Origin of the sequence: Celeribacter marinus, assembly GCF_965656515.1 — a bacterium.
GTDB classification, from domain to species: Bacteria; Pseudomonadota; Alphaproteobacteria; order Rhodobacterales; family Rhodobacteraceae; genus Celeribacter; species Celeribacter marinus_D.
On the sequence record NZ_CBFHKW010000037.1, the window covers coordinates 20,389 to 25,503 of the forward strand.

The 5,115-nt window shown below is 58.9% G+C and carries 6 protein-coding genes and 1 pseudogene; 5 read left to right on the plus strand and 2 right to left on the minus strand.

The features are described from left to right. Both ACTG34_RS09365 and pyrC read right to left on the minus strand, forming a co-directional pair. Window positions 1–388 (minus strand): annotated as a pseudogene (locus ACTG34_RS09365) (orotate phosphoribosyltransferase); the annotation flags it as partial. Between the two features lie 38 nt (window positions 389–426). Further along, window positions 427–1,467: a dihydroorotase gene (gene pyrC, locus ACTG34_RS09370; protein WP_439104665.1), complete on the minus strand. Its 1,041-nt coding sequence runs from the start codon at window positions 1,465–1,467 to the stop codon at window positions 427–429. A gap of 161 nt (window positions 1,468–1,628) precedes the next feature. Here pyrC and ACTG34_RS09375 point away from each other — a divergent pair, with 161 nt between their 5' ends. The 5 genes from ACTG34_RS09375 to ureC all read left to right on the plus strand — a co-directional run. Continuing rightward, window positions 1,629–2,465, plus strand: coding sequence for an urease accessory protein UreD (locus tag ACTG34_RS09375; RefSeq protein WP_439104666.1), 837 nt, complete (start codon window positions 1,629–1,631; stop codon window positions 2,463–2,465). Window positions 2,466–2,478: 13 nt separating this feature from the next. Continuing rightward, entirely contained in the window at window positions 2,479–2,781 is a 303-nt protein-coding gene (locus ACTG34_RS09380; RefSeq protein WP_062219229.1) for an urease subunit gamma, read from the plus strand. Window positions 2,782–2,790: 9 nt separating this feature from the next. Then, window positions 2,791–3,099 carry an urease subunit beta gene (locus ACTG34_RS09385; RefSeq protein WP_439104667.1) on the plus strand — a complete coding sequence of 103 codons (309 nt, stop codon included), beginning with the start codon at window positions 2,791–2,793 and terminating at the stop codon, window positions 3,097–3,099. After that, window positions 3,099–3,482, plus strand: coding sequence for a lysozyme inhibitor LprI family protein (locus ACTG34_RS09390; RefSeq protein WP_439104671.1), 384 nt, complete (start codon window positions 3,099–3,101; stop codon window positions 3,480–3,482). The genes ACTG34_RS09385 and ACTG34_RS09390 overlap by 1 nt, the downstream gene beginning before the upstream one ends. An 11-nt stretch (window positions 3,483–3,493) precedes the next feature. Beyond that, window positions 3,494–5,115 (plus strand): urease subunit alpha (gene ureC / locus ACTG34_RS09395; RefSeq protein WP_439104668.1); only part of this gene is annotated, 1,622 nt, incomplete at its 3' end.

Consider the following 5,115-nt stretch of genomic DNA (forward strand, 5'->3'; position numbering starts at 1 on the left):
ACACGCGCTGACCCTCGGACATATCGCCCTCGATACGCGCGCCGCGCCCATACCCTTTGGGCTTTTTGCGCACATAGGTCATGGGCAGGGCCATGCGTTCCGCCACAAGCGCCGCAAACGGGATGCCTGCGGTTTCTCCGCCGGCAATGTTGTCAAAGGCTTCAAAACCCGCCACGCGCATGGTTTCGACCGTGAGAAAATCCATCAAGGTCGAGCGGATACGCGGATACGAAATCAGCTTGCGACAGTCGATATAGGTGGGGGACGGTAGACCCGAGGCCAAGATAAACGGATCGGCGGGGCGAAAATTGACAGCACCGATTTCAAGGAGCATCCGCGCAGTCAGGCGGGCGATTTCGGTGCTATCGGGAAAGGAAGAGGGGATCATGGTGTGGTCCTTGGTCTAATCTTTGATCGCGAGAGGCGTTACGCCTCAACACTCCAATGGAGCGGCATTTGCGGGTCAAACAGGGTCAGTGGCCCGTCTGGCGTGGTGATTTTGGCGGGATATGGCACGGGGTCACCCTTTGTCAGGGTGATCGTCGTCTCATTGATCGGCAACCCGTAGAAATTCGGCCCGTTCATGGACGTGAAGGCCTCCAAGCTGTCAAGCTTGCCCTCTTTTTCAAAGACTTCTGCGAGGATCGACATGGTGTTGGTTGCGGTGAAGCACCCCGCACAGCCACAGGCCGTTTCTTTTGCCCCATCCAGATGCGGCGCACTATCGGTGCCAAGAAAGAACGTGCTGTCGCCGGATGTTGCCGCCTCGACCAAAGCAAGACGGTGCGTCTCGCGTTTGGCCACGGGCAGGCAATAGTAATGCGGTTTGATCCCGCCCACGAGGATGTGGTTGCGGTTGATCACAAGGTGATGCGTAGTGATGGTCGCACCAAGGTTTTTGCCGCCAGAGCGCGCGTAATCCACACCGTCTTTGGTGGTGATATGTTCCATCACCACTTTGAGGTCAGGGTTTGCGCGGCGGATCGGATCGAGAACGGTCTCGATGAATACTTTCTCGCGGTCGAAAATATCGACGTCAGGCGTGACAACTTCGCCGTGGATACACAACGGCAATCCGATCTCGGCCATCTTTTCCAACACGGCGCGTACGTTTTCAAAGTTCGCGACGCCTGAGGCGGAATTGGTGGTGGCTCCGGCTGGGTATAGCTTCACCGCTTTGATCAACCCGCTTGCGTGCGCGCTGGCGACGTCATCGGCGTCTGTGTCCTCAGTGAGGTATAGCGTCATCAGCGGCTCGAACGTGCCAACGCCGGGTGCGGCGGCCAAAATGCGTTCGCGGTATGCGCTCGCATCGGCACTTGTGACCACGGGGGGCACAAGGTTCGGCATGATGATGGCACGGGCAAAATGGCGCGCTGTTTCGGGCAAGACGGCCTCAAGCATTGCGCCATCGCGCAAGTGCAGGTGCCAGTCATCGGGGCGGCGGATCGTGAGGATATCGGTCATGCGTATCGCTTACCGCGTTCGCGAGAAAAGCGCCAGTGGGGCTTCGTGCCTATTTTTTGAGCAATCGGTCGAAAAATGCGCCTTTGCGTCTGTAACTACGGCCTCGGCCCATTGTGATCTGTCGCCGCGCGGGGATAGCGTGCGAGCAATCTGGAGGCCCAATGCTCGACTCTCATTTGACATCTGACGCCCCGCGTCACGCAGCCCCCATGCAACGGGTGCGCGGCGTTGCGCGTGTGGTGATGGGGGCGACGGGCCTGCGCGACTTGTATCAGGCGGGGTCCGCCAAGGCGATGCTGCCAAAGATCCACGGGCCAGTCCCTGAGGTGGTATTTTTGAACACGTCCGGCGGGCTCACGGCCGGTGATCGCCTTGATTACACCTTGGAGGTTGAGGCGGGCGGCGCACTTGTCGGCACATCGCAAACGGCCGAGCGCGCTTATGCCGGCGTGGCGCAGGGCGCGGACGCCGAGGTGGCTATTTCGCTCAAAGCGGGATGTGGCGCGCGGCTTGACTGGTTGCCGCAAGAGACGATCCTCTTTGATAAATCGCGCTTGTCGCGGGTGACCCGCGCACAGATTGCCGCCGATAGCCGCTTTGTCTTTGTCGAAAGTCTTGTATTGGGCCGTGCCGCCATGGGCGAGACGGTCGAGAGCCTGCGGTTTCGCGATCGCCGCGAGGTGCACCGCGCAGGACGTCTTGAGTATCTTGAGCCGCTTGAATTTGACGCCGACACATTGGCGATGCGTCATCATGCGGTAACGCTTGGCGGGGCGCGTGCGATTGGGACCATTGGCGTGTTCGCCCAAGGCGCACAGGATCTCGCCGACAGTTTGAAATCCCTGACCCAAGAGGGCGTGAGTGCGGGTGTTTCGGGCTGGAACGGCAAATTGATCATTCGCGCGATGGCCGCCGACGGATATCCGCTGCGCCGCTATGTGGCCCGCGCACTTGACCATCTACGACACGGGCCATTGCCGCGTGTTTGGCAACTGTGAAAAAGGAAGACTGATGAACCTGACACCGAGGGAAAAGGATAAGCTGTTGATTTCGCTTGCCGCTATGGTGGCGCGCGGGCGCCTGGAGCGCGGTGTGAAACTCAACCACCCGGAGGCCATTGCGCTTATCACCGATTTCGTGGTCGAGGGCGCGCGGGATGGTCGGATGGTCTCCGACTTGATGCACGCGGCGGCGCATGTGGTGACAAAGGCGCAATGCATGGACGGGATTTCGGAGATGATCCACGATGTGCAGGTCGAGGCCACGTTCCCCGATGGCACCAAACTTGTCACCGTTCATCACCCCATTCGCTAAGGAGAGCCCATGATCCCCGGAGAGTATTTCGTCGCTGAGGGCGACATCGAGTTGAACGCGGGCGCGCCCGTGACCACCATTACCGTGGCCAATACGGGGGATCGCCCCGTGCAAGTGGGCAGTCACTACCACTTTTTCGAGACGAATACGGCGCTGGCGTTTGATCGTCCTGCGGCCTTGGGGCAGCGCCTTGATATTGCGGCGGGCACGGCCGTACGCTTTGAGCCCGGTCAAACCCGCGAGGTCCATTTGGTGCCACTCTCTGGCAACCGCGAAGTGTTCGGGTTCAACGCTAAGATTATGGGCGGGCTGTCGTGATGCGGGCATGTGTGATCGCGCTGTGTGTCGTGGCTGGGTCCACCTCGGCGCAACAGGCTACACCCGATGACATCGACTGTTCAAACGCGATGACACAGTATGAGATGAATCAGTGTGCGTTGCGCGCCTATATCGCTGCAGATGAGGATTTGAACGACACTTATGGCTGGGCGATGGATGTCGCCAAAGGGTGGAGTGATGAGGCGGCAAATGCGCTTCGTGCGGCGCAACGCGCATGGATCCCCTACCGTGATGCCGCCTGTATTGCCGAAGGATCAGCCTATGAGGGCGGATCAATTCAGCCGCTGATCATCCACGGATGCAAAGAACACCTGACGCGCCAACGCACCGAAGAGATGCGCGCCGTCTACGAGATGAATTGAGAGGGACGACCATGCCTGCACTTATTTCCCGCGCGACCTATGCCGATATGTTTGGCCCGACCACTGGCGACAAATTGCGCTTGGCCGACACAGATTTGATCATCGAGGTCGAGCGCGACCTCACAGGGCCATATGGCGACGAGGTCAAATTCGGCGGCGGCAAAGTGATCCGCGACGGCATGGGACAGTCCCAGTTTTCGCGCGCTCAGGGGGCTGTCGATACGGTCATCACCAACGCGCTGATTGTTGACGTTACGGGCATTTTCAAGGCTGACATTGGCCTGCGTGATGGACGCATCGCGTCGATTGGCAAGGCGGGTAATCCCGATACGCAACCCAACATCAGTATCGTTGTGGGACCGGGAACCGAAGTTATCGCGGGTGAGGGGCGCATTGTCACCGCTGGCGGCTTTGACAGTCATATCCATTTCATTTGCCCGCAACAGATTGACGATGCCCTGCATTCGGGGGTGACCACTATGCTTGGCGGTGGCACCGGTCCGGCGCATGGTACGCTTGCGACGACATGTACCCCCGGTCCGTGGCATATCGGGCGGATGTTGCAAGCGCTCGATGGCGTGCCGATGAACATCGCACTGGCCGGTAAGGGCAATGCCTCGCAACCCCAAGCCTTGGTCGAGATGATCACCGCAGGGGCCGCCGCGATGAAGCTACATGAGGATTGGGGAACGACACCTGCCGCGATTGATTGTTGTCTGTCTGTGGCCGATGATATGGACGTCCAAGTGATGATCCACACCGATACGTTAAATGAAAGCGGCTTTGTCGAGAATACGGTTGCCGCGATGAAGGGGCGTACCATTCACGCCTTTCATACCGAGGGCGCGGGCGGCGGTCATGCCCCTGATATCATTAAGGTTGTAAGCGAGGAACATGTGATCCCGTCCTCCACCAACCCGACACGGCCCTACACGATCAATACACTCGAAGAGCACCTTGATATGCTCATGGTCTGTCATCACCTCGACAAATCTATCCCCGAAGACGTGGCTTTTGCCGAAAGTCGTATTCGCAAGGAAACGATTGCCGCCGAAGACATTTTACATGACATGGGCGCGTTTTCGATCATCGCCTCGGATAGTCAGGCGATGGGGCGCGTGGGTGAGGTGCTGATCCGCACATGGCAAACAGCCGACAAGATGAAGAAACAGCGCGGGCGTTTGGCGCAGGAGACAGGCGACAACGACAACGTGCGTGTGAAACGCTACATTGCCAAATACACGATCAATCCCGCGATTGCGCATGGGATGAGCGCGCATATTGGATCGCTTGAGGTCGGAAAACGTGCCGATCTGGTGATGTGGAATCCTGCGTTTTTTGGGGTGAAGCCTGAAATGGTCGTGTTAGGTGGTTCGATCGCTGTGGCGCAGATGGGCGACCCGAATGCGTCCATTCCAACGCCGCAACCCGTTTATACCCGTCCGATGTTCGGGTCGATGGGGCGCGCGGTTGAGCGCTCGGCGGTGTTGTTCGTGTCTGGGGCCGCACAGGCGGACGGGATCGGCGCGCAATTGGGATTGGCCAAAGACACGGTGGCGGTCGAGAATACGCGCACCATTGGCAAATCGTCGATGGTGATGAACACCTATAAGCCGCAGATCGAGGTTAACCC

What these genes read in the sequence shown, in the direction of transcription:
- pyrC (WP_439104665.1), bottom strand. Translation starts at nt 1,467, where the DNA reads ATGACCGATATCCTCACGATCCGCCGCCCCGATGACTGGCACCTGCAC.
- ACTG34_RS09375 (WP_439104666.1), top strand. Translation starts at nt 1,629, where the DNA reads ATGCTCGACTCTCATTTGACATCTGACGCCCCGCGTCACGCAGCCCCC.
- ACTG34_RS09380 (WP_062219229.1), top strand. Translation starts at nt 2,479, where the DNA reads ATGAACCTGACACCGAGGGAAAAGGATAAGCTGTTGATTTCGCTTGCC.
- ACTG34_RS09385 (WP_439104667.1), top strand. Translation starts at nt 2,791, where the DNA reads ATGATCCCCGGAGAGTATTTCGTCGCTGAGGGCGACATCGAGTTGAAC.
- ACTG34_RS09390 (WP_439104671.1), top strand. Translation starts at nt 3,099, where the DNA reads ATGCGGGCATGTGTGATCGCGCTGTGTGTCGTGGCTGGGTCCACCTCG.